Annotated in this window: 22 protein-coding genes; 16 read left to right on the top strand and 6 right to left on the bottom strand. The window is 66.6% G+C overall.

What is annotated here, in order from left to right; all coding sequences use genetic code 11:
- Positions 1-73 precede the first annotated feature (73 nt).
- The 7 genes from JOF44_RS20425 (at position 74) to JOF44_RS20395 (ending at position 6,630) form a co-directional block, all read left to right on the top strand.
- On the top strand, positions 74-937 hold the full coding sequence (locus JOF44_RS20425) for an ATP-binding cassette domain-containing protein (protein ID WP_209896349.1): 864 nt from the start codon (positions 74-76) through the stop codon (positions 935-937).
- Positions 934-1,749, top strand: coding sequence for an ABC transporter permease (locus JOF44_RS20420; RefSeq protein ID WP_209896347.1), 816 nt, complete (start codon positions 934-936; stop codon positions 1,747-1,749). The genes JOF44_RS20425 and JOF44_RS20420 overlap by 4 nt, the downstream gene beginning before the upstream one ends.
- 25 nt (positions 1,750-1,774) lie before the next feature.
- Positions 1,775-3,424: an IS21 family transposase gene (gene istA, locus JOF44_RS20415; protein WP_209896345.1), complete on the top strand. Its 1,650-nt coding sequence runs from the start codon at positions 1,775-1,777 to the stop codon at positions 3,422-3,424.
- Positions 3,425-3,435: 11 nt separating this feature from the next.
- Entirely contained in the window at positions 3,436-4,218 is a 783-nt protein-coding gene (gene istB, locus JOF44_RS20410) for an IS21-like element helper ATPase IstB (RefSeq protein WP_209896343.1), read from the top strand.
- An 82-nt stretch (positions 4,219-4,300) separates the two neighbouring features.
- On the top strand, positions 4,301-4,669 hold the full coding sequence (locus tag JOF44_RS20405; protein WP_342591896.1) for a tyrosine-type recombinase/integrase: 369 nt from the start codon (positions 4,301-4,303) through the stop codon (positions 4,667-4,669).
- Entirely contained in the window at positions 4,647-4,997 is a 351-nt protein-coding gene (locus JOF44_RS20400) for a helix-turn-helix domain-containing protein (RefSeq protein WP_209896341.1), read from the top strand. The genes JOF44_RS20405 and JOF44_RS20400 overlap by 23 nt, the downstream gene beginning before the upstream one ends.
- Before the next feature lie 262 nt (positions 4,998-5,259).
- Positions 5,260-6,630 (top strand): IS1380 family transposase, encoded by a 1,371-nt coding sequence (locus JOF44_RS20395; RefSeq protein ID WP_209886296.1) that lies wholly within the window; start codon positions 5,260-5,262, stop codon positions 6,628-6,630.
- Positions 6,631-6,720: 90 nt separating this feature from the next.
- Here the strand turns inward: JOF44_RS20395 and JOF44_RS20390 are convergent, their stop codons facing one another.
- Positions 6,721-6,969, bottom strand: a complete 249-nt coding sequence (locus JOF44_RS20390; protein WP_209896339.1) for a hypothetical protein — start codon at positions 6,967-6,969, stop codon at positions 6,721-6,723.
- A 102-nt stretch (positions 6,970-7,071) separates the two neighbouring features.
- Here JOF44_RS20390 and JOF44_RS20385 point away from each other — a divergent pair, with 102 nt between their 5' ends.
- Positions 7,072-8,106 (top strand): site-specific integrase, encoded by a 1,035-nt coding sequence (locus JOF44_RS20385; RefSeq protein ID WP_209896337.1) that lies wholly within the window; start codon positions 7,072-7,074, stop codon positions 8,104-8,106.
- Positions 8,107-8,195: 89 nt separating this feature from the next.
- On the opposite strand, the gene JOF44_RS21285 is transcribed toward JOF44_RS20385, so the two are convergent.
- Positions 8,196-8,942, bottom strand: a complete 747-nt coding sequence (locus JOF44_RS21285) for a TetR/AcrR family transcriptional regulator (RefSeq protein WP_209896335.1) — start codon at positions 8,940-8,942, stop codon at positions 8,196-8,198.
- A 179-nt stretch (positions 8,943-9,121) separates the two neighbouring features.
- Here JOF44_RS21285 and groL point away from each other — a divergent pair, with 179 nt between their 5' ends.
- Positions 9,122-10,753 carry a chaperonin GroEL gene (groL, locus tag JOF44_RS20375; RefSeq protein ID WP_209896333.1) on the top strand — a complete coding sequence of 544 codons (1,632 nt, stop codon included), beginning with the start codon at positions 9,122-9,124 and terminating at the stop codon, positions 10,751-10,753.
- Positions 10,754-10,930: 177 nt separating this feature from the next.
- On the opposite strand, the gene JOF44_RS20370 is transcribed toward groL, so the two are convergent.
- From JOF44_RS20370 to JOF44_RS20360, 3 genes are all read right to left on the bottom strand, one after another.
- On the bottom strand, positions 10,931-12,178 hold the full coding sequence (locus tag JOF44_RS20370; protein WP_281067195.1) for an MFS transporter: 1,248 nt from the start codon (positions 12,176-12,178) through the stop codon (positions 10,931-10,933).
- A gap of 34 nt (positions 12,179-12,212) precedes the next feature.
- Entirely contained in the window at positions 12,213-13,274 is a 1,062-nt protein-coding gene (locus JOF44_RS20365; protein WP_209896329.1) for a MerR family transcriptional regulator, read from the bottom strand.
- Positions 13,275-13,416: 142 nt separating this feature from the next.
- Complete coding sequence (locus tag JOF44_RS20360; protein WP_209896327.1) at positions 13,417-14,667, bottom strand: MFS transporter; 1,251 nt, start codon at positions 14,665-14,667, stop codon at positions 13,417-13,419.
- A gap of 240 nt (positions 14,668-14,907) precedes the next feature.
- On the opposite strand from JOF44_RS20360, the gene JOF44_RS20355 reads away from it, so the two are divergent.
- The 3 genes from JOF44_RS20355 (at position 14,908) to JOF44_RS20345 (ending at position 18,222) form a co-directional block, all read left to right on the top strand.
- Positions 14,908-15,618: an SOS response-associated peptidase gene (locus JOF44_RS20355; RefSeq protein WP_245349652.1), complete on the top strand. Its 711-nt coding sequence runs from the start codon at positions 14,908-14,910 to the stop codon at positions 15,616-15,618.
- A gap of 46 nt (positions 15,619-15,664) precedes the next feature.
- A complete protein-coding gene (locus JOF44_RS20350; protein WP_147271506.1) occupies positions 15,665-16,072 on the top strand; it encodes a hypothetical protein in 408 nt (135 codons plus the stop codon).
- A gap of 1,889 nt (positions 16,073-17,961) precedes the next feature.
- Positions 17,962-18,222, top strand: coding sequence for a hypothetical protein (locus JOF44_RS20345; protein WP_114306456.1), 261 nt, complete (start codon positions 17,962-17,964; stop codon positions 18,220-18,222).
- Between the two features lie 36 nt (positions 18,223-18,258).
- Here the strand turns inward: JOF44_RS20345 and JOF44_RS20340 are convergent, their stop codons facing one another.
- Positions 18,259-18,618, bottom strand: a complete 360-nt coding sequence (locus JOF44_RS20340; protein ID WP_114306457.1) for a hypothetical protein — start codon at positions 18,616-18,618, stop codon at positions 18,259-18,261.
- 199 nt (positions 18,619-18,817) lie between these two features.
- Between JOF44_RS20340 and JOF44_RS20335 the strand changes: the two genes are divergently transcribed.
- The 4 genes from JOF44_RS20335 (at position 18,818) to JOF44_RS20320 (ending at position 22,642) form a co-directional block, all read left to right on the top strand.
- Positions 18,818-19,051, top strand: coding sequence for a hypothetical protein (locus JOF44_RS20335; protein ID WP_114306458.1), 234 nt, complete (start codon positions 18,818-18,820; stop codon positions 19,049-19,051).
- A gap of 167 nt (positions 19,052-19,218) precedes the next feature.
- Complete coding sequence (locus JOF44_RS20330) at positions 19,219-21,060, top strand: hypothetical protein (protein ID WP_209896325.1); 1,842 nt, start codon at positions 19,219-19,221, stop codon at positions 21,058-21,060.
- Positions 21,057-22,001 carry a CPBP family intramembrane glutamic endopeptidase gene (locus JOF44_RS20325; RefSeq protein WP_209896323.1) on the top strand — a complete coding sequence of 315 codons (945 nt, stop codon included), beginning with the start codon at positions 21,057-21,059 and terminating at the stop codon, positions 21,999-22,001. The genes JOF44_RS20330 and JOF44_RS20325 overlap by 4 nt, the downstream gene beginning before the upstream one ends.
- Positions 21,998-22,642, top strand: a complete 645-nt coding sequence (locus JOF44_RS20320; RefSeq protein WP_209896321.1) for a ParA family protein — start codon at positions 21,998-22,000, stop codon at positions 22,640-22,642. The genes JOF44_RS20325 and JOF44_RS20320 overlap by 4 nt, the downstream gene beginning before the upstream one ends.

Raw genomic sequence — 22,642 nt, 5'->3', positions numbered from 1 at the left:
CGCGGACATCGCGATCCAGGCGCGAGGTCTACGGATTGAGTACCCCAAGCGCACGGTGTTCGAGACATTGGACATGAGCGCTCCCGCCGGAAGGATCACAGCGGTCCTGGGACGCAACGGGTCGGGGAAGACCACGCTGGTGCGTGCACTCGCGACCCTCCAGCCTTACCAGGCTGGGTCGTTGTGCGTCCTTGGTCACGAAGTGAAGGATTCGGCCCAGACGGTCCGGGGGATCGTCGGACTGGCAGGACAACACGCCGCCGTCGTGGCCGAGCTGACCGGAGTTGAGAACCTCCGCATGGTCGCACGCCTCTACGGGCTATCCCCGAAAGAGGCAAGCCGAGCCGCGGCCGTGGTGATCGACGAGTTCGCACTCAGCGAGTTCGTCGACCGGCGCGTCGCCACCTACTCCGGCGGACAGCGACGACGCCTCGACCTCGCGGCGACATTCGTGAACAGGCCGGCAGTGTTGCTGCTCGACGAGCCGACCACTGGACTGGACCCTCACAGCCGCAACAGCCTCTGGGAGTCCATCCGGACCTTGCCCGCGAACGGCACGTCAGTGCTGCTGACCACCCAGTACCTGGAGGAGGCACAGGTCCTCGCCGACGAAGTGGTGATCATCGACGACGGCCACGTCATCCAGGCCGGGACGCCCCACCAGCTGCGCCGCACGATGGCCAACACGAGACTGCGCCTCGTCACCCACGAACCGCTGTCCGACGACGAGTCCACCGCGCTGGCCGCACGACTGCTCGGCGAGGTCAGCGAACTGCGGGACAACGAGCTAACGGTGACCGGACAATTCGACCTTGACGCCGCGCATCGCGCGGTGACCGAGCAAGGGATCTCCTCCGATATCGCTGAGTTCTCCGTGTCGCCGCCGACGCTCGACGATGTCTTCCTCTCCATGACCGGAAGCGAGGCAAGCCCATGATCGCCACCGTCCCCACGACATCGGCGACCCCGCCCATCTCAGCGGGCCCTGCTGCGACCAGCGCCACGATCGCATTGAAGACTCTGAAGGTGTTCCTCCGCGACCCGCAGGTCGTGTTCCCCACCCTGCTGCAGGGCGTGCTCTTCCTGCTCGTTTTCCGGTACGTCTTTGCCGGCGCGATCGACTCCGCTCCGCTGGCGTACGTGGACTACATGACGCCCGGCATCATCACCACCACGCTGCTGTTCGGCTCGTCCCAGGCAGCGGTCACCGTCGCCAGGGAACGCTCCGCCGGGTTCACCGACCGCGTGCTGTCACTGCCGGTGGCCCGCGTCGGGATCACGATGGGACGGCTCGCCGCCCAGTCGACGATCGTGGTCGCCGCAGCCCTCACAACGCTCCTCGCAGCCGTCATCACCGGGTTCCGGCTCCACGCGGGCGTGACTGAGATCGTCGCGGCGCTGGCGATGCTGGTGCTCTACTCGGTCACGTTCGCCGCGCTGTTCCTCGCGCTCGGGGCAGCAGCCTCCAGCCCGGAGGCTGCCCAGGGGCTGGCGTTCATCGCGATTCCGCTCACCTTCATCTCCAGCGCGATCGTCCCCACGGCCTCGATGCCCGGGTGGCTGGCAGCGGTCGCCGACTTCCAGCCGCTCACCCCGATGATCGACGCACTGCGTGGCCTCACCCAGACCGACCTGATCGGCGTCGACCAAACCTCGCTGATGGCCGCCATCGCCTGGTCGGCCGGGATCCAGCTGGTCTCGGTGATCATGGCCGTCCGTCTCGCGCCGCGGACCAAGGCGCTCAACTAGCAGCGCCAATCCCGACACCGATGTCATGGCTCGTGATGCACGAACGTCCCGTGTCGACCTGTACGCAGCAATTCGACGCGATGCCAAGGCGGGCCTGTCGAAGCGGGCACTGCAACGCAAGCACGGGGTCGGATACCGCACTGTCACCGCAGCCCTGGCCTCAGTGTGGCCCAAGGAGCCCAAGCCGCCACCGAAGCGCGGGTCGCGCCTCGACGAATACAAGTCGGTGATCGACGGTTGGCTGCGTGACGATCTCGACGCGCCGAGGAAGCAGCGGCACACCGCGAAACGGATCTTCGACCGGCTCCTGGACGAGCACGACGCCGCTGGGGTCGTGTCGTACGGGATGGTGCGCGACTACGTCGCGACTCGTCGACGCGAGATCCGCATCGACGCCGGGCGGGACCCCGTCAACACGTTCATCCCGCAGACCCACCTGCCCGGCCGTGAGGCCGAGGTCGACTTCGGCGAGGTCGTCGTCCGGCTGCGCGGAGAGTTGGTGACCTGCACGCTGTTCAGCCTGCGACTGTCCTACTCCGGGAAGGGCGTCCACAGGATCAGCGCCTCAGCCGGACAGGAGGCGTTCTTCGAAGGCCACGCCCATGCCTTCCGGGTCCTCGGCGGGGTGCCGACGGGGAAGATCCGTTACGACAACCTGAAGGCCGCCGTCGCGTCCGTGATCGGGTTCTCCCGTCAGCGGGTCGAGGCGGATCGGTGGACTGCGTTCCGCTCCCACTACGGGATCGAGGCGTTCTACTGCCAACCCGGGATCACAGGTGCGCACGAGAAGGGCGGCGTCGAGGGCGACATCGGCTGGTTTCGCCGCAACCACCTCGTCCCCCTCCCAGAGGCCGACTCGATCGAGGAGCTCAACGCGATGGTCGACGTCTGGGACCGCGGCGACGACGATCGTCGGATTTCGTCGCGTGCGCACACCATCGGCGAGCACTTCGCCACTGAACAACCACTCCTCGCACCGCTCGCGACAGAGGAGTTTGAGACCGGCCGGTGGTTCACCCCGCGGGTCGACAGGTTCGCTCAGGTGAGCGTGAGGATGAACAAGTACTCCGTGCCCGCCCGTTACGTCGGTCGCCACGTCAGGGTCCTGCTGCATGCCAGCGAGCTGGTCGTCTACGACGGCCAGACAGTGGTGGCGCGCCACGAGCGGCTGATGACCAAGGGCGGTGTCCAGCTCGACCTGGACCACTACCTCGAGGTCCTCCTCCGCAAGCCCGGGGCACTCCCCGGCGCGACCGCCCTCGAGCAAGCCCGGAAGGCCGGCCGGTTCACCCCGATCCACGACGAGTGGTGGGGCGCGGCCTGCAAGACCCACGGCGATGCCGAAGGCACCCGCGCCCTGATCGAGGTTCTGCTCCTGCACCGACACCTCGCGCACGAGCATGTCGTCGCCGGACTCGCCGCCGCACTGCGAGCCGGTGGCCACACCGCGGACGTCGTCGCCCTGGAAGCCCGCAAGGCCGAAGACAGCACCCATGACAACGGCGACATACCCAGCGCAGGCGACCCCGCGGACTCGACTCGCAGCAACACCACTGGGATCGCGTCGCTCACCGAGCGACGACTGCGCAAGCCGTTGCCCGTCGACACCCGACCGCCGCCGACCGTCGACCAATACGACCAACTGCTACACAGCCGATCACGCGCCCAGGAATGAAGGAGCCCCGCATGAGCACCCGCCGCCGCGGCATGACGGAAGAAGCCGCCGACGCATCTATTGATCAGGCGTGCCGCATGCTGCGGCTGCCGACCATCCGCCAAGGCTTCGCCGACGGTGCCGATCGGGCCGCTGCTGAGCAGATGTCCTACCGCGGGTTCCTCGCCGAACTCCTGCTGGCAGAGTGCGACGACCGGGCGCGACGACGTTCCGAACGACGGATCAAGGCAGCCAAGTTCCCGCGCGAGAAGTCCCTGCGGGCGTTCGACTTCGACGCCAACCCCAACATCGACCCCGCCACTATCCACACCCTCGCCAAGTCCGAGTGGGTCAAGAAGGGCCAGCCGCTCTGCCTGATCGGCGACTCCGGCACGGGCAAGTCCCACCTGCTCATCGCCCTGGGAACCGAGGCCGCCATGGCCGGATACCGGGTTAAGTTCACTCTGGCCACCAAACTCGCGAACGAGCTCGTTGAGGCCGCCGATGAGAAGACCCTGTCGAAGACCATCGCCCGCTATGGACGCGTCGACCTGCTCTGCATCGACGAGCTCGGCTACATGCAGCTTGACCGACGAGGTGCCGAGCTGCTGTTCCAGGTCCTCACCGAACGGGAGGAGAAGGCATCAGTGGCGATCGCGTCGAACGAGTCCTTCTCCGGGTGGACCAAGACGTTCACCGACCCGCGGCTCTGCGCCGCCATCGTCGACCGCCTGACCTTCGGCGGCACCATCATCGAGACCGGCACCGACTCCTACCGTCTCGCCCACACGAACCGCCAACTCGCCGAGCAGTAGCACGCTGCGAACTGGTGTCGGAGGAAGCGGGCACTTCTCCTCAATCCAAAGCCCAAGTGGTGTCGAGCGAGACCGACAAACGGTGTCAGGCGAAGCCGTTATAGCCAACCAGGCCCGGCCCCGCTTCACTGCGGACTTGTCGGGACCGCTATGGCCGACTGAGCGAGGTACGCGCGTCTCGCTGCGCTACATCGACCTGCGCTTCGCGCAGCTCCGCGACGAAGCGGGGCTGCCGCCGGAGCTCAGTGTCCACGTACTGCGCCACACGTACGTCACCAACCTGATCGAGTGGGGATACGCCGAGAAGTTCGTGCAGGACCAAGTCGGGCACGCCTACGCCTCGACGACCGCCATCTACACGTCGGTCGGTGACGACTTCAAGAACCGCATGATCAACCAAGCCCTCTCCCGGATCTATGGAGGACCCGATGCCGAACACCCCCGACTCTGACGCCCCGATCACCTGGAACCTGCGCCCATTGATGGCTGCGGCCGGGATGTTCCAGACGACAGATCTGATCGCACCACTGCGCGCTCAGGGAGTGCAGCTCTCCCGCGAGCAAGTGTTCCGCTTGGTGACGAAGACGCCCGAGAGGCTGAACGTCGAAGTGTTCGCCGCCCTCTGCCGGATCCTCGAGTGCACACCCAATGATCTCATCGAGGTCCCGAAGGTCCAGAGTGTGCGTCCTCGTCGAGCTGCTGGCGCTCCAGAGGCCTCCGGACCGGCGATTGGCGAGCTGCGCCCCATCCCCGCCAAGCTGCGCCGCCCGCACGAATGACCCCGCCCGGGAACACACGGGGCCACCAGGTCAGCTGCGACAGATGTGCTCGCCATGTCACAGCCCGTTACTCGATCCTCGAACAGCAGATCTGCAACGCCTGCTACTCAAGACTCCGCCGGCATCCCGACATCTGTCCCGGGTGCGCTCAGCCTGGATCCGCCGGTCGGGTAGGCGGGTCGTGACAGCCAAATGCTCCTGTGGCCAGCGATAATGGGACTGTTCGAAGGTTCCATGACGCTGAGCAACAGGAGCACTGGTAGTGCGAGTATCCCATGATTTCTCTGCCGAGTTCGATGATGACAATCTGGTTGGTCGGGCGGGGCTGGTGCCGGTGATGGCGCTCGCGGAGTCGGCGGGCCTGCCGGGCCTGGTCGCCGAGCACGTCACGGTGCCGGGCAGCATCGGTTCCAACGCCGATGTGAAGGTCCCCTCCCTGGTCGCGGGAATGCTCGCTGGCGCCGACAGCATCTCGGACATGGACGTTCTGCGTCATGGCGGGATGGGCCGGGCGTTTACCGCGCGGCGGGCACCCACGACGCTGGGCACCCACCTGCGCGGATACACCTTCGGGCACGTGCGCCAGCTCGACGCAGTCGCCTCCAGGGTCCTGACCGGGCTGGCGGCCCGGGTGCCGGGCCTGTTGAGCGGTGGCGACCGGGTCGCGTTCGTCGATATCGATGACACGATCCGGGCCACCCACGGCTACGCGAAGCAGGGCGCCGGCTACGGCTACAGCGGGGTGAAGGGTTTGAACGCCCAGGTCGCGACCCTCTCCACGCTGCAGGCCGTGCCGGTGATCGCCGGGATCCGGCTGCGTCGGGGCGCGGCGGCCTCGGCCCACGGCACCGCGGCGATGATCGGCAGCGCGTTGGCCACTGCGAAGCGCGCCGGCGTCTCCGGGATGGTGACCGTGCGTGCGGATTCGGCCTACTTCCAGCACGCCACGGTGGCCGCGGCCCGCCGGGGCGGGGCCCACTTCTCGCTCACCGCGAGGATGAACCCGTCCGTGGTCGGGGCGATCTCTCGCATCCCCGAGGACGCATGGACGCCGATCAAGTATCCGCAGGCGATCTGGGAGGAGGCCGAGCAGCGGTGGATCTCCGATGCCGAGGTCGCCGAGGTCGAGTACACCGCGTTCACCTCCCGCAAGCAGGCCGAGCACGTCACGGCCCGGTTGATCGTGCGTCGCGTGAAACGCCTGAACCCACGCCACGGGCACAGTGAGCAGGGCGGGCTGCTGGATGCGTATCGCCACCACGCGGTGTTCACCGACTCACCGCTTTCGATGCTGGCCGCGGAGGCCTCCCACCGAGACCACGCGATCGTCGAGCAGGTCATCGCCGACCTCAAGGGCGGGCCGCTGGCTCACTGCCCCTCCGGGGTGTTCACCGCCAACAGTGCCTGGACCGTGCTGGCCGCGATCGCGTTCAACCTCGCCCGCGCTGCCGGGGTGCTGGCCTCGAGCTTCCATGCCCGCGCCCGCTGGCAGACCCTGGTCGATCATCTGATCGCGGTGCCCGCCCGGATCGCGAACCGCGCCCGCTCCTGGCGACTGCACCTACCGCGGAACTGGCCCTGGCACACGGCCTGGGAGAACCTCTTCGACACCACCCGGGTGATGATGACCTGACCAGCAGCGATCTGTCCCTACGAGAAGGAACCGAAGTGGAAATGCCGGGCAGACCGGCAGCACCCGCACGCCCTCACGCCGGCATCAGGGTCACTGCTCGACCGCAACCATCGAAAAGCACCCCGGAAACCCGATCGGCGCATCGAGGCTCAGATCAAGGTCCTTGCCTTCTACGACTCGGAGCGACGCATCGTCTGCGCGCCCTGCGCTGGTGAACTGCCGCGGTTCGCGTGCGTCACCTGCGGAAGCGAGGAGCAGCTCACAGGATCTCAGTGCGGCACTTGCCGCCTGGCCGAACGCCTCAACGAGGTCCTCGCTGACGAGAACGGCGATATCCACCCTGGCCTCGCTAGCCTCTACGGCCACCTCATGACCGCGCGTGACCCACGCTCGGTGGTGCGATGGCTGCGAAGACCACCAATCGGAAAGACCCTGAGCGCCATGGCCGCGGGCGAGGTTCCAATCAGCCACGACACACTCGATGCCCTCCCGCCCTCGCCCCGAGTGCGGTATCTGCGCCACATGCTCATCAGTGCAGGAACCCTCCCTGAGATAGATGTCCGGCTCAACGACCTCGAGATACTTGCCGAGCAACTCATCAAGAACCTCCCCGCTCACCACGCGCAGATCATTAATCAGTATTTCCGTTGGCAAGTCCTCCGCCAGACCCGGCAACGACACGCGGACGAGCCCCTGACTGTCGGCATGTTCAACGCTCGATGGTCCGCATTGCGCAAGATCGCCTCCTTCCTGGCCTGGCTGGATGAACAGGGACTTCAGCTAGAAACGTTGGACCAGCATTCCGTAGACCTCTTCTTCGCCCGGCACCGCTCTCAGGCAGCCGTCGCCATCTTCCTCAACTGGACCATCCAGCAAAACCTCACCAGACCCATTACGCCGCCCCATCGATCACAAGCCCATCCCGCCCCCTCCATCCCGGAGGACACCATCTGGCGGAAGGTCGATGACCTGCTCGACGATGAGTCCATCCCGCAAGCGAGCCGCATCATCGGCCTGCTGGTGCTCGTCTTCGCCCAACGAATCAGCGACTGCGTCCGCCTCCGCCGATCAGACGTCTCCGAAGACGAGACAACTATGCGCATCACCTTCGGGCGCACGCCCCTCGTTCTGCCACCGCCGATCGCCGAGCTCCTACGCAACTACATCCGCGAGCTCGAGGGACAACGACCCTTCGTCAACGGAGGCCCGGATTGGCTCTTCCCTGGAACAACGCCCCATCTGCACGTCAGCGAAGGAATCATCAGGATCCATCTTGCGTCACACCAGATCCAGGCCCGCAAAGCCCAGAACGCACGTATAGACCAGCTCGTCCAAACCGTGCCGGCCAGCGTCGTCGCAGACACACTTGGGGTCAAAATTGGAACCGCGATCAGGGCTGCCGCGCGCACGAATTCGAGATGGGGCAGCTACCCCGAATTCCGACATTCCCCCTCTCGCGAAAAACGCAGAGACTGATGATGCCTTTCCCGGCGATTGGGTGCCTACCCCTCGGGCGTAACGGCATGAAGTGTTCGGATATCCTTTGAGTAAAGCAAACGCAGGTGTCAGGTGGTCCGTGGCGTCTGAGAGTTGGTGCCGGGCGAGCTGGCGCTACTGGGTGCTTTCTGAGCAAGGCCAGCGAGAAGCAAGTCTGCGCTATAGGAGAACTGCGTTCCCCATCGACCCGATTCGGTTGAGAGGTCTGCCATCGCGGGATAGGTTTCTGCGTTGGCATGTAGGTGCTCGTGAACGGCTTGCCGAGCCGATGACTCATCGCCATTTTGCCATGACGTTTCGGTGGCGACGGAGCCGATTACTAGATTTGAAACAGCTGCGGCTGACGCCGCGAGTTCATCTCCGGTGAAACCTGCCCGCGCCAACGCGGCATAGACGAACTCTGAGCGTGCCAAAGCCTCGGGTCCTAGCAGGGGCCGGCTGCTTGCGAGCGCTCCTGACCAGGGGTGGGTGAGCAGGGCTGCGCGAAGGTTGTGCATGAATGCACGGACGTCCGCTAACCAGTCGTCAGAGGGCTGGGACGGGAGTGGCAGCTCGGCGAATACTGCGTCGACGGCTAAGTCGAGGAGATCGTCCCGCGCCGATACGTGCCAGTACAGGGTCGTGGGGTGCACATCGAGGGCGGCCGCAATGGAGCGCAAGTTCAGTCCAGCGGGGCCGGCCTGGTCGAGCTGGGACACGACTTCGGCGGCGATGCGCTCTCGGGTGAGGCCGTGCTGGCCTCGTCGTGGCGGGCGTGGGCGTAGCCACACTGCTCCGGGAATCGAGGGGCCTGAGACTGCCTTCTTCGGACTCATAGTCCTGCATGGTAGGGCTATGACTTGCGCGCAGGCAGCTTGGTCCTACACAGTAGGACTCTGGCACTCGTCGTCTGCGAGTGCCAGACCGGATGGGGTGAGAGCGGCCGCATCAGGCTGGTCGTCCGTCGCGGGCACCCCGTCAGGTCACATCCGCTCGGAGGAAAGGGTCCTTAGTTATGGCAAAGCTAATTGCGTTCGATGAGGAAGCGCGTCGCGGGATGGAGCGAGGGATGGATCAGCTCGCCGATGCCGTCAAGGTCACCCTCGGTCCCAAGGGCCGCAACGTCGTGCTCGAGAAGTCTTGGGGATCTCCCACCATCACCAACGATGGCGTGTCGATCGCCAGGGAGATCGAGCTCGACGATCCCTACGAGCGGATCGGTGCCGAGCTGGTGAAGGAGGTTGCCAAGAAGACTGACGACATCGCCGGCGACGGCACTACGACGGCAACGGTGCTTGCTCAGGCTTTGGTTCGAGAGGGGCTGCGCAACGTTGTTGCGGGGTCGAATCCAATGGCACTCAAGAAGGGAATCGAGAGGGCTGCTGCCGCGGTCAGTCGTACACTGACCGCCACTGCACGGCCCGTCGAGAACCGCGAACAGATCGCCGCGTCTGCGTCGATCTCGGCTGGTGATCGCGGGATCGGCGAGCTCATCGCCGAGGCCCTCGACAAGGTCGGCAAGGAGGGCGTGATCACGGTCGAGGAGTCCAACACCATGGGCCTCGAGCTGGAGCTCACCGAGGGCATGCGGTTCGACAAGGGCTTCATCTCGCCGTACTTCGTCACCGACGCCGAGCGCCAGGAGACCGTGCTCGAGGATCCCTACATCCTCCTGCTCTCCTCCAAGGTGTCCTCCGTCAAGGATCTGCTGCCGCTGCTGGAGAAGGTCATCCAGGCCGGCAAGCCGCTGGCGATCATCGCCGAGGACGTCGAGGGCGAGGCTCTCGCGGTGCTCGTCGTGAACAAGCTCAAGGGCTCCTTCAAGTCCGTGGCCGTCAAGGCCCCCGGTTTCGGCGACCGCCGCAAGGCGATGCTCGAGGACATGGCGATCCTCACCGGTGGCCAGGTCATCTCCGAGGAGGTCGGCCTCAAGCTGGAGACCGCGGGTCTCGAGCAGCTCGGCCAGGCCCGCAAGATCGTCGTGACCAAGGACGAGACCACCATCGTCGAGGGCACCGGCGACGCCGACCGCATCGCCGGCCGCGTCTCCCAGATCCGCGCCGAGATCGAGAACTCCGACTCGGACTACGACCGCGAGAAGCTCCAGGAGCGCCTCGCGAAGCTGGCCGGCGGCGTGGCCGTCATCAAGGCCGGCGCCGCGACCGAGGTCGAGCTCAAGGAGCGCAAGCACCGCATCGAGGACGCGGTGCGCAACGCGAAGGCCGCTGTGGACGAGGGCGTCGTCGCCGGTGGCGGCGTCGCGCTCGTCCAGGCTGGCATGAGGGACGCGGTCGAACAGCTCCGCCTGGAAGAGCCCGATGAGAAGACGGGGGCAGCATTAGTTCTCGTCGCACTCGATGCTCCGCTCCGACAGATCGCGGCCAATGCCGGACTGGAAGGGGGAGTGGTGGTGAACGCCGTTCGCAACCTGCCAATCGGCGAGGGGCTCGACGCTGCGACTGGTGAGTATAGGGACCTCGTCGCTGCGGGCATCATCGACCCCGTCAAGGTCACCCGGGCGGCGCTAGAGAACGCAGTCTCGATCGCCGCACTCTTCCTTACTACCGAAGCTGTGATTGCTGACAGTCCTGAGGACTCCGCGTCGCCCACCAACGTGGATGCTGGCATGGGAGGAATGGGCTTCTAGTAACAGACGGCCGTTGGGGCTGGCGGGATCCCGCCAGCCCCAACGGTGGGATGGCCGGCTAAACCGCCTGCACTCGGAGCGGCCCGAAGAACAATGCTCGCTCTAACGATGCCGGTCCCCGGTAATCTGAGCAGATCGCTTGCGGTACCGGGCTCGGCAGAGCGGTGGTCGGAGGGCTTAATCCGGTGCTGCGGTGCGTTCTTCGGGAGTATCGGCGGACTTCTGTCGGCGTAGCCCGCGGGCTGCGGTTACGGCCGCAGCCCCGGCCATACCAGCGGTTATGATCAAGGCCACGGAGCCGCGTCCTGTGCCTGACAGGGCCGCCAGAGGGCTGTTCAGCAGTGCCGGCGGAGCGAGCTGGACGATGGCCATAAGGGACTGGAATCGGGTCAGCTGGTCGGGAGGGGCCATTCGAAGAAGTGTGGGCGCGATATGGGTGGTGAAGATCGCGGTCCCCACTCCTGTGAGGACTGACAGTGCGATGGCAGCCGGCACCGAGACCGGCAGGGCCAGCGCTACCAGAGCGGCACAGATCAATGAGGGTCCTCCAACCATCGGGACTATCTGCTTGGGGATCGTGCCGGTGTAGGAGATCAGCAGCGTCACGACAAGGGTTCCCGTGGCCCAGCCAGCTTCAAGGAGACTTGCTTGGGCAGCGGTCCATCCGTGCGAACGGGCCATGCTCGGCATGACGACCGCGACCGTGGGAAGCACTGCTGCGCTGATCAGGGCCACCGCAGCCAGTAGGGGCCAGATACGCAGTTCGTGAACCGACTTGATCCCCGTGGCCAGCGCAGTCCAGATGCTTGCGCCGCTGTTCGTTGCCGATTCTCTGCCGTGGTTGGATCGGGGGTGGATCGAACAGAGCACCACGAGAGATAGGCCGACCACTGCCGCGCTGGCCCCGAAGATTGCGATCAGGGGCAGTGCTGTGATCGCAAGGCCGCCCACGCCGACACCGAGAATTCGAGCGGCGTGGAGGCTGCCGGAGATGCGAGCCAGGGCCCGCGCGAACTGGTCCTCGTGGGTGATCAGGAGCCGAGGGAGCACAACCGCGGCAGGCTGCTGGAAGGCCGAGATGACAGCAGTTCCACCGGCGGCAGCTGCCAGGAAGACCACGCCGGAGGAGACCATCGACAGACCTGCGAGCACTACCAGGGCCACGAACTGGATCGCGGTCGTGGCGATGAGGAGGCGGCGTGGCCCGTGCCTGTCACCAAGCGCGCCACCAAAGAGCATGAGCAGGATGCGGGGAACGACGGCGAGGGTGCTGACGACCGCGACAGTTGCGGGGCCGTTGCTCGTCGCCGTCCAGATGAGCGCGAAGGCGAGCATGGAATCTCCAGCCGCCGAGAGGGTCGAGACGATCCACCAGAGGTGGAACTGTGCCGGGAGCCGCCGAGATGCAGGGAAGGGAGTCGACATGCCCACCACCGTGGGGTTTCGAGCTACTTGAAGGTCAAGGCCGCATCGGCATCACGAGGCACGTCATGGCGTCCTGGAGCGGCGACTGGACGCGGACCGGTGTGCTCTCGTCGACGAGGCCAAGCAGTATCTCGGGGCCCTGGCAGATCGACACGGCCGACGCGAGGAGCGCCGATTGCATCTGGATCCGTAGGGCCCCGGATTCGCGGGAAGCTGTGGAGACCCACCCTTGAAGGCGGTGTTCGTCGTTTCCCACGATTTCTCTGCGGTGGGCGTCGATGAGTACGTGGTCGTCAGCTGAGGGGCCCTGGAGGAAGTCTTTGAGCGCCAGCGAGGCGAACCCCGCGATCGTGCGGGTAGGAGGTTGTGTCGAGATGAGCAGGCTGAGGTCGGGAACAGATCGCTCGACCGAGCGCGTCTCCGCCATGACCGTTCCGTAGGCGTCAAGGAGGCGCAGACGGCTTTCGACGATCTCGAGCACTATCTCTGCTCGCTGCGCGCATGCCGATGCTGCGGCTGCTGCTGCTTCAGGAGTTGTCATCACGCGCGCCGCGCCGTCGCTCTCCCTCGGGCGGAGTTCTCGGTAGGCCAGCCAGTACCGATCGGTGGCAATGAGCTCGAGACGGCCGTCCTGCAAAGCCCATACGAGACCGGAGACATCATCGGATGCCGCTGAGGTGGCGGCGGCGACCTGGTCGATGGCGGAGGCGAGCACGGTGCCCGGAAGCGTCGCCCGAGCGGCCTGAGGGGTCCGTTCGGCTTCCAGAATGCTCTCGCGAAGAGCAGCCAGTTCCAGCCCACGTCGATGCGACTGAGCGCTGTGGGCCGCGATCATCCTGTCGATGATCCGAGTCGCCTCCGGCGCTGAGGCGTCCAGGAAGTCCCTCATCAAGGGCACCGCGACGCCCGCGGCTCGCATCCTGGCGACGAGCACACCAGCCTCGATCTGGCTCGGAGCGTAGTAGCGGTACCCGGTGAAGGAGTCGACCTCGGCAGGGACGAGAACACCTTCGGCGGCGTAGAAGCGCAAGGCACTTCCCGGGATCCCGACCGCTCGAGCAAACGTGCTGATCGTCAGAAGTCGTTCGTCGCTCACCGCAGAAGCGTGACACACCAGCGGCGCACGACTCAGTCCGAAGAATAATGCTCGATCGAACGATGCCGTCCCCCGGCAATCTGAGCATCAGTCCCGCCTGCCGTTGTGCGCGCTCAATCGTAGTCGCCATGTGATGCAGTCTTCATTCCCGGCGCGAGCTGGCTGCAGGTAGGGAGTTGCGGCGTCCAGCCACTGTGAGGCTGGCTGTGATGAGTGCCAGGGGGGCCAGGAACAGCGCCGAGGATGCTGTGGCGACGTCGATGATGACTCCGCCAGCGGTGTTGCCCACGGAGACCGCAATGAGGTTCGTGGCGACCATCGTCGTGAATGCCACGGTAAGTTTCGAGCGGGGGACGGTGGTGTCTAGCAGAGCGGACATGGCGATTCCTGCGGGTGTGCCCATCGCGCCGAGAAGGAACATGCCTAGTACTGCGAGCATCGGCCAGCTGATCAGCGACGCCAGGAGCGTCGCGGCGAGGGCGGCGCAAAGTAGGGATGCCAGTAGGTGCTTCCGCAGTGTCCCGGGCCAGTTCCGGCTCCCGTAGACCACGCCCGCAGCGAGATCGCCGAGGGCGAGGGCGCTGAACGCTGTCCCGACAAGGCCGGGGCTCGTCGCATCGAGTACCGCGGGAAGCCCGACGGTCACCACTCCGATCGACACCCCAAAGCCGACAGTGCCGAGGAGCACCGTGATGTAGCCCTGGGTCAGCAAGGGGCGGTCGTGATGGGCCGGAGTCGGTGGGCGGGATGGTCCGGGTACAGCGCGTGAAGACGTGGGGGAGTGTGGCGCGGGGTTGCTGGGGTGGGGCAGCCGGGCGAGGCAGAGTGTGGCCGTGGCCGCGAACCCAGCGATCACGAAGAAGGCGTAGCCGCTTTCACGCAGTGATGAGAAGGCGACGGCTGCCATGGGCCCGACGGCCATCCCGGCCTGAAACGTCACAGCGATTGCCGAGTACAGCCGCAAGTGGAGTCTCTGGGGGTACATGCCGGGCACGGCTGCGCGCACGACACCGGTCACTGCCGGGAGCGACAAGCCGGCAAGGAAGAACAGCGCGAGGTAGACGATGTGCTGGGTCGAGTGCCACAGGGCTGCTGTGCTGAGCGTGGCGCAGAACAGGGCGGTCGCTGGATAGAGCACCCGGGGTGGAGAGAACCTGTCGATCAAGCGGCCCTGGACGACAAGCCCGGCAGCGTTACCCAGAGCGAAGGCGCCGACAACGAGGGCGGCGGGGGCGTAGCTCCCCAGTCGAGCAGAGACCATCTGCAGTGCAGCCAGGTTTACCGCACCGATCGCGGTCGCGCACAAGAGGATGGCCAACAGCCCCAGGAGGCCCCGACGATGGACGCTCTTGGTAGTTGTTGATGGTGGTGAGCTTGGGGTGGAGGACGGCATAGAGAAGTCCTTGCGGTTCCCACCCACCCGAGAGACATACTCTCTATGTCTTCAGCCTAGCAAGGTGGTCGACTCCGGACCCCCTCGGTCCCACCCAGGCCGAGTCAGCTCCGCCTCCAGTACCCGTAGCACGGCCACGAACACGTTGAGCAGCACCGTTGCCAGTGCTTCTGCGAATTCCTCAGTCACCTTCTCACCGTTGCGTGCGGGTCAGCCTGGGGAATAATTCTCAACCGAACGATGCCGGTCCCCGGTAGTGGAGATCGGCTGCTGCACGGCTATGTGGCCACAGGGCAGGACCGCGCGGCGCAGTGGGAGGCGGTCTACAGCATCGCGCCGCGTACCAAGGCGCCGGTGGTGCGCGAGTTCGTCGACGACGACGGCGAGGTGCAGCGGAGTCTCGAGCTGGCGTGCTGGGGTCTGTACCCCGCGTGGGCGAAGGACAAGGGGCCTCGCCCGATCAACGCGCGCCTGGAGACGATCGCGACCAACGGCATGTTCCGCGGACCGTTCTCGAGCGGCCGCGCCATCGTGCCCATGACCGGCTACTACGAATGGGTCGAGGCCGACGACGGCGGCAAGGACCCGTACTTCATCCACCACCCCGACGGGCAGCTGCTGCACGCCGCCGGCCTCACCTCCGCTCGCAAGGCCGAGGACGGCGACGGCTGGGACGTCACCTTCACCATCGTCACGCGCGAGGCGCGGGACGCCAGCGGTGAAGTCCACGACCGCATGCCCGTCTTCCTCACCGAGGATGCCGTCGCCGACTGGCTCGTCCCCGGGAAGCTCGAGCCCGAGCAGAAGGACCCCCTGCTCGCGCAGCTCGACCAGGTCTCCACCACCATGGCCGCCGAGCTGGTGACCGTGCCGGTGGACCGCCAGGTCAACAACGTCCGCACCCTCGACCGCACGGACCCCTCGCTCATCGCACCGCTCGACGCCGACTGAGCCCACCGGCGCCTGGCTGTCCGGCCCCGAGCGCACACTGAGCCCCGTGAGCCCCCAGCCCTTCACTCCCTATCCCGCTCCGCCCGCCGGGCGGTCGAGCGAGATGCGCGCGAGATACCCGCGGTACTACGCGCAAAAGGACCTGCTCGGCGCGGCCGAGTCGGTCGTCGCCGGTTACCAGCGCGCCGTCGCCGGTGGCACCCCGGTGTCCATGAGCCACAGCTGGCGGGACCCCGATGTCCCGGACGAGTCTGTGCAGGTGATCGTGGGCGGGGAGCGGCTGCTCCTCACTGTCGAGGAGTGGCTGGACCGCATCGAGCTCGCGCAGCCCCACTTGATGTCCTGGGTATCCGCCCGGGTGCACCTCGAGGGCGCGAAAGACCGCGCCGGACGCGGACGCGTGGAGCCGTACTGGCACGAGGCGATCCGCCGCGCGAACCCCGGTCGACGCTGAGCGAGGAGCACGACGGGTGAGGCCGGGGAGCGTGGTCGGCCTCGGGTCGAGGGATGTGGGGCGCGTCGGGAGCCGTACCCGACAGGAGCGTCCCCGACTTCCGAGGGCCGACCGGCGATTCCAGCCCGGTCCGGGGTCTGTGGTCCCGAGGGGGAGTGCGATGAGTGTCCTGTCCATGACCGAGACCGAAACTGCAGGGGTGCGGGGGGTCGCGGCAGTCGTTCCGGCGTGGGTGGCCGGCGCTAGCACCCCAGCAGTCGGAGTCAGGGTCCTCGCCCAGCGAGCGCTGAGGCCACATCAGCGCGGCCTGACCTGCGGTGACGCAGTTGGAGAGGCTGGCGTGAGGGTAAATCTGCGCATCCTGACCTGGGGTGATGCGTACGGAGTGCCCGGCTTGAGGGTAAATCTGCGCAGTCTGACCAGGTCTGATGCATGCGGAGCTCTCACATGACTCCCCGACTAGCTCTGTCCGAGGGTTGTGGGCTGGTGGATACGATCGATTTGATGGCGAGTGGCGCCCGGGGAGGAGCGGATGCGGTGCGCTTCGGAGGCAGGGTGCTCTCGGTCCGGGAGCTGATCGAAAAGGCTCAGTCTGCTCCCGGGGTGGATTGGCGCGCTCTTTCGAGCGGCGGCCCCGTGCGTCACACGGCTCGGAGCAACGCGCGGGAGTGCGCCCGGATGTTCTCGGAGGGCGACTCCCTCGCTGCGTGCTGGCGCTTCGGGGATCCTCCAGTCCCTCGATGACTACGCCTCGACCGTCCGACGCAGGGGGCTGGACCTTGGGGCGATGGTCTTTGCGCGCGAGCCTGAACCGACTGGGTCGCACGAGATCGACGCGGCTTTCGCGGCACTCGCGGACCACCTCTCAGGGCGTGATGGGTGGACTGCCCCGGAGTGGGTGAGGGACCCGGCGCGGGTGACGCCACCATGGCTCCCGGACGTGCCGGCAATCTTCCGAGACGAGGCACAGCAGCAGAGCCCTCGCGCGTTCCATGAGCGCGGAATCTTCATCACCGCCGCGTCACTGAACCGAGCATGAATCATCCAGTGGCAAGACGTTCCAGTGCAGATCGCGTCAGCTGCCTCTGACGCGCGGCCGCGTCTCCACCTCCCTGATCGATCCAGGCTGAGGCCGAGCATCCGTCAGGTCAGCTGCAGGCCTGTCTCCGTCGCGGAGATACGCCCTGCAGCGCCGGAGGACCTCGTGCAGAGCTTCCGGCAGGGCTCGGGGCCGTCCGAGCCAGCACTGAACCTGCCTGCTTAGCAACTGTCGCATTTGAGCCAGTTGCTAAACGGCGCCCCGCGGGGGCCCGGCCCCGGAGCGATGAGCCCCCTGCAGTCGAGATGCCCACACGAACTGCCGACGCGGAAGCCCGAGCACTCCATCCAGAACAACGGCACGAGCTCCAGAGGAGACCGACCAGAACCCAGGCAGAGCACGAAGCATTAGCTCAACACCCCGAGACAGACCCCACCGAAGACACCCTCAGCACGCCCACAGGCAGAGACACGATCCCCAGCACCAGGCACACCCCCAGAACGCAGAAGCTCAGAAGTAACAGGACGACGGACCTCTGGCACCAATGCGTCCCCGGGGGACAACGTAGTACCCCCGTGTAGGGTGTTAGTAGGTGTTCTTGAGGGGGATGGAGATGGGTCGACAAGGTCGCGTGAGATGTCCTGTGTGCGGTAAGCAGTTCATTGCCGGGCGCCGTACCTACTGTTCCGATCAGTGCCGCAAGCGCGCACAGATGCGCCGCTACCGTGCCCGTCAGGCGGGGCGACTCCCCGCCGCCTCACATACCCCGCAGGCCCCCGTCGCGGTGCCCCGGCCACGGCGCCGGGTCGAGGGCCTGCCCGAGGACCTGCAAGCAGCCCGCGGCCGGCCCATGACGCATGAAGAGCTGCACGACGAGCTCTACGACTTAGCCGAGATCTCAGCCCAGATCGCAGGCCTCTCGCGTCAGATGAGAGACCGCATCGAACGTCTCCAACGCGACGAGCTCTGGACACAGGACCCAGGCTTCACGAGCCTGGACCAGGCTCTGGGGCACGCTCTCTTCCTCGCGGCGTCCGAGGCTCCCCCGTTGCTAAAGGCCATCACGGCGGTCACCGGCACCACACCGAAGCCCTCCCCGTACGGCAGCTGAAGCGCCATGGTCGGTGACGTGGTCGACCGGCAGAGTTCAGCTCTGATCCCAGAGATCGACCTGGATTCGTCGTTCGGGATCCAGGCCTCGCAGCCCCTCGACGGCGAGGCGCTGAGCCTCCTCCCCATCTACTAGACGGATCCCCTGTGGATGCTCCTGAGTACGCTCCGCTCCAACGCCGCGAACTCGGAAGAGATGCGGCGGGAGCTGCTCGAGCCACTCCGCGATTGCCTGCGCCGTCCCCACATACGTCAGGGGGTAACCGCTCCAGTTCGTCTGCTCGAGGATGCCGCCCTCGACCAGAGCATCGAGCCCCCGGACATCCAAGAGCGTGCCGATCGGAGGCAGCCGCTCCCCCGTCTCCGGGTCCGTCGTGTACCCCGTGAATGCCAGCATGGACACCGTCCTTCCGCGACAGATACCTCCAGCATGCAGTACCACTCGGCAGCGGGGCTCCAGCGGATCGGCGCAGTTGATCTGGCTTGCCTGCTGGGTGGACCGGAAGGATGTGTATAGGGCGTTCCCTGCTTTGCAGGGAGCGACACGCCGCCTGGTTCTGTTCCAGGAACGTTGGTCTCCGTGTAACGTGATCCGCATGGCACAGAAGCGAAGTGGAGGTCGTCCGAGCAAGGGCGACCGTGCGGATATCAAGACCCGCATCCCGACCACCAGCCGCGACAAGCTGTACGAGTATGCGGAGCTGGTTGGAGAGTCGGTGACGGACCTTACCGCTGCCCAGCTCGTGCCGTGGATCGCCAGTCTGGACTTGGAGAAGGCGCGCCTAGGCGCAGCTCAAGAGAGCCTGGAGATAGATCGAAAGACCGCATAAAGACTTCACCCCCGCAACCTGTTGGCGCAGGTCCGGGGGTGGTGAAAGAAGTCTTGGGGGCCAGTTGGCGCTGGTGATCCCCGAGGTGAGATGAAAGGAGGTTCATCAACTTGGTACCCCCAGAGTACGGGGGGCGCGCCGCCGTAGGCAAGTACGGCGAGCCTGGCGTGTCTACCCCCCCCTATACGGCCCTCTCCCCCGAGACCTCTTGGTCGCTCACCGCGTCCGTGATCGCTGGCCAGCCCCGCATGCGCCTGGGTAAGCCCCAGCGTGAGAACCGCGTCAGCTACCCCGCGAGGACCGAGCAAGCCCTCACCACTGATCTGCCGTCCAAGCCGGCCGCTGTCCGCCTCTACAGCGACGCCGGACAGTGCAACGTTCTCGCTCTCGACTTCGATGCGAAGGACCGCACTACCGAGCAGATCGCCGACGTCGCGTACGACGTCTTCCAGACCGAGGCGATGCTCGACCAGGCCGGTGCCTGGTTCCTCACGGACCACGCTCACGGTGGCTCCCACGTCTACGTCCTTCTCGAGCAGCCGCTGGCCTTCCTCGAAGCGCGTGAGCTCGTCGAGGCGATGGCCCAGCGCTGGGCGACGCTCGACCCCTCCCCCCACCAGTCGATCGCCCGAGGCTGCATCACCGTCCCCGGCAGCGTCCACAAGCTCGGCGGCCACCGCCAGCTCACTATCAGTGAACGCTCCCTGCGCGAGCGCGTTGACGGACTCCGCACACCTGCCCGCGCCGTCCGCCGGCTCCGCCTCACGTTCCGCGACGAGATCCGCCTCGTGCAGGCCAAGCGCGCCGCGACCGCCGCGGCCGAGCCCCACAGCACCCCCGTCGTCTACGAAGCCGGCGCCGGCCGCGTCATGGGCCAGAAGTACCTCTCCCTCGCCCTCGAGGGCGACTGGGCGGCCTACGGCTACGACAGCCCCTCAGAAGCCCGCTGGGCCGTCCTCTGGTCCGCCATGGCCACCGGCCTTAGCCGCGAGGACGTCGCCGCGCGCATGAGCGACGGACGCTGGCCCGGCCTCTGGGCACTCCACGCCCACCGCCCCCGGCCCTGGCGCTCCTTCGCCGGCGACTGGACCCGCATGGAGCCCCTGTTCAGAGCCAAGAACGAAGCGCAGGGGGACTCCGTCCATACATCTGACACAAGCGCCGTCTCTCACACGGGGGAGCCCTCCGTCCGTGACACCCACGGCACGATCCGCACCTGGCGCAGCCTGCTCCACGAGGTGGAGACCCGAGAATTCCCCGGTGCCCACGGCTGGACCCGTCGCCTCCTCCTCCGCGCAATCGCCAAGCAGTCCCACGAGATCGGCTCCACCCTCACCGCGACCGGCATCCGCGGTCTCTCCCTCGCCACCGGGCTCAGCATCCAGACCGTCGCCACACTCCTCCGCGAGCTCTCCACCCAGGACGACCCCTGGATCACCCTCACCCTGCGCGCCCACGGCCGCGACGCCGCCGCCTACGAGCTCCGCATCCCCGACCGCCACGCAGCCACAGCCGAGACCGTGCGCTGGATCCGCGGGAAGGCCCACGCCCTCCGCCCCGTCTTCGAGCGCCTCGGGATCCCCGCAGCCCTCACCTACGAAGCCATCGAGCACGGCCATGGCTCCTCCCCCGCGACCATCCAGGCCCGCACCGGCCTCTCTCGCACCGCCGTCACCGACGCCCTCGCCACCCTCACCGGCTGGAACCTCATCGACGGCCACGCCGACGAGGGCTACTGGCTCACCAGCGACGACCGCGAGCTCGAGCGACTCGCCGAACGCTTCGGCGTCACCCACGCCCGCGCCACCAAGATCGCGGCCTACCGCGAACACCGCCGCATCTGGTGGGCCTACCTCGAGCGCCACCACATCGCCCTCCACGCCGACGACCTCGAAGCAGACCGCGAGATCCGAGCCCTCCTCGACGAAATGCGCCTCAACGACCTCGATCCACCCCCACCCAACGCCAGCAGGCCAGCACGCCAGCACGCACTAGAAGGTGTCGCATGACCCCCACCCAAGCGCGGAGACACCGCGCGCACCTTGCACGCCGCCGACGAAGCATCCGAGTACTGCGCGCTCTATGGCGACCGCTCCGACTTACCACCCCGGGAGCTATCCCCCACAGCACCGCATGGGCACTCCTCGGCGGGCTCTACAGCACCACGTGGCTCACAGCCACCATCGCCGCACTCATCCTGGCCTTCTACCCCCAGCCCGGCCCCGCCGGCACCCAGGACGCCTGGACACTCTTCAACAGCCTCATCCCCGCCCTCGCCCTCACCTTCGCAGGCCTCGCCATACTGCAGCTCCTCGCCAAGACCACCGACACCCCTCCATCCACCATTGGCGCTGGCATGCCAGCAGGCTGGCGCGGCAGCGTCGCCACCTTCCTCCTCGCGACGCTGATCTTCCAGATGCGAGGCGTCATCACCAACGCACTGGAAACGATCCCCGGACTACCGGACCAAAACTCCTTCCCCTGGACTCCCCCGAGCAGCCCCGATGCCGCGGCCCTCCTCGTCTACGACAGCATGCTCAGCGGCGCCGTTGAAGAGATCATCGTCCTCGCCGTCCCCGTGGTCGCCCTGCGCGCCGCCGGCCACCGCTGGCCGACCATCCTCATCACCGCCGTCCTGCTGCGGACCGCGTTCCACGTCTACTACGGCGTGATCGCGATCCCCGGCCACCTCGTCTGGGCTCTCGCCCTCGCACTGCTTTACATCGCGACCGGCCGCATCTGGCCCCTCTTTCTAGCCCACGTGATGAACAACGGCATCGCCTCGCTCTACTACGTCATCCACCAGAAGCACCCCAACGCAGCCACCACCTTCCTCGGTGCAGCACAGGCCGTCGCGATCCTCTGCGCCATAGCCGGCCTACTCCTCGCGATCCTCCTCTGCAGCGCCCTTCGCGCCGCACGCCGCCAAACCCGGCCGACACCGGCATGACGGCATGCCGTCAAGATGGCGCGCTGTCTTGCCAGCACGCCAGTATGGTGGCAAACATGAAGACGATCGCTGTAGTGAACCTGAAGGGTGGCGTCGGCAAGACCACGGCCGCCATCCTCATCGCGACCCAACTCGCCGAACTTGGGCACACCGTGACCGTGCTCGACATGGATACCCAAGGGTCCGCCACCGACTGGGCACGAATCGCCGACGAAGACGGCACGCCCCTGCCGTTCGAAATCCGACCCGCCAACCACGCCAGCCTCCGCAGCTACAAGCCGACCACCGACTTCACCGTCATCGACACGCCCCCCACCGACCCGAGCGTCGTGGATGCAGCCGTGAAGGTCGCCGACCTCATCATCGTCCCCACACCACCGGGGTTCATGGACACCGACCGCACCTGGAGCACCGTCGAGGTCACCGCCACCCAGGTCCCCACCTACGTGCTCCTATCCCGCTTCGACGGACGCACGAACGATGCCGCCGACTTCGCCTCACTCCTCGATGAGCGAGGCGTCGGCCGGTTCGAAACCGTCATCCCCGCCAGCGTCTCTATCGGGCGACTCCGCGGCACCATCCCGAATCCGAGCAAGTTCCGCTTCGACGACCTCACCACCGAACTCCTGGAGGTGCTCTGA

Origin of the sequence: Brachybacterium fresconis, from assembly GCF_017876515.1 — a bacterium.
GTDB lineage: Bacteria > Actinomycetota > Actinomycetes > Actinomycetales > Dermabacteraceae > Brachybacterium > Brachybacterium fresconis.
This window is presented reverse-complemented; position numbering and strand designations above follow the sequence as displayed.

What these genes read in the sequence shown, in the direction of transcription:
- JOF44_RS20425 (WP_209896349.1), top strand. Translation starts at nt 74, where the DNA reads ATGAGCGCTCCCGCCGGAAGGATCACAGCGGTCCTGGGACGCAACGGG.
- JOF44_RS20420 (WP_209896347.1), top strand. Translation starts at nt 934, where the DNA reads ATGATCGCCACCGTCCCCACGACATCGGCGACCCCGCCCATCTCAGCG.
- istA (WP_209896345.1), top strand. Translation starts at nt 1,775, where the DNA reads ATGGCTCGTGATGCACGAACGTCCCGTGTCGACCTGTACGCAGCAATT.
- istB (WP_209896343.1), top strand. Translation starts at nt 3,436, where the DNA reads ATGAGCACCCGCCGCCGCGGCATGACGGAAGAAGCCGCCGACGCATCT.
- JOF44_RS20400 (WP_209896341.1), top strand. Translation starts at nt 4,647, where the DNA reads ATGCCGAACACCCCCGACTCTGACGCCCCGATCACCTGGAACCTGCGC.
- JOF44_RS20385 (WP_209896337.1), top strand. Translation starts at nt 7,072, where the DNA reads ATGGCCGCGGGCGAGGTTCCAATCAGCCACGACACACTCGATGCCCTC.
- JOF44_RS21285 (WP_209896335.1), bottom strand. Translation starts at nt 8,942, where the DNA reads ATGAGTCCGAAGAAGGCAGTCTCAGGCCCCTCGATTCCCGGAGCAGTG.
- groL (WP_209896333.1), top strand. Translation starts at nt 9,122, where the DNA reads ATGGCAAAGCTAATTGCGTTCGATGAGGAAGCGCGTCGCGGGATGGAG.
- JOF44_RS20370 (WP_281067195.1), bottom strand. Translation starts at nt 12,178, where the DNA reads ATGTCGACTCCCTTCCCTGCATCTCGGCGGCTCCCGGCACAGTTCCAC.
- JOF44_RS20360 (WP_209896327.1), bottom strand. Translation starts at nt 14,667, where the DNA reads ATGCCGTCCTCCACCCCAAGCTCACCACCATCAACAACTACCAAGAGC.
- JOF44_RS20355 (WP_245349652.1), top strand. Translation starts at nt 14,908, where the DNA reads ATGCCGGTCCCCGGTAGTGGAGATCGGCTGCTGCACGGCTATGTGGCC.
- JOF44_RS20345 (WP_114306456.1), top strand. Translation starts at nt 17,962, where the DNA reads ATGACGCATGAAGAGCTGCACGACGAGCTCTACGACTTAGCCGAGATC.
- JOF44_RS20340 (WP_114306457.1), bottom strand. Translation starts at nt 18,618, where the DNA reads ATGCTGGCATTCACGGGGTACACGACGGACCCGGAGACGGGGGAGCGG.
- JOF44_RS20335 (WP_114306458.1), top strand. Translation starts at nt 18,818, where the DNA reads ATGGCACAGAAGCGAAGTGGAGGTCGTCCGAGCAAGGGCGACCGTGCG.
- JOF44_RS20325 (WP_209896323.1), top strand. Translation starts at nt 21,057, where the DNA reads ATGACCCCCACCCAAGCGCGGAGACACCGCGCGCACCTTGCACGCCGC.
- JOF44_RS20320 (WP_209896321.1), top strand. Translation starts at nt 21,998, where the DNA reads ATGACGGCATGCCGTCAAGATGGCGCGCTGTCTTGCCAGCACGCCAGT.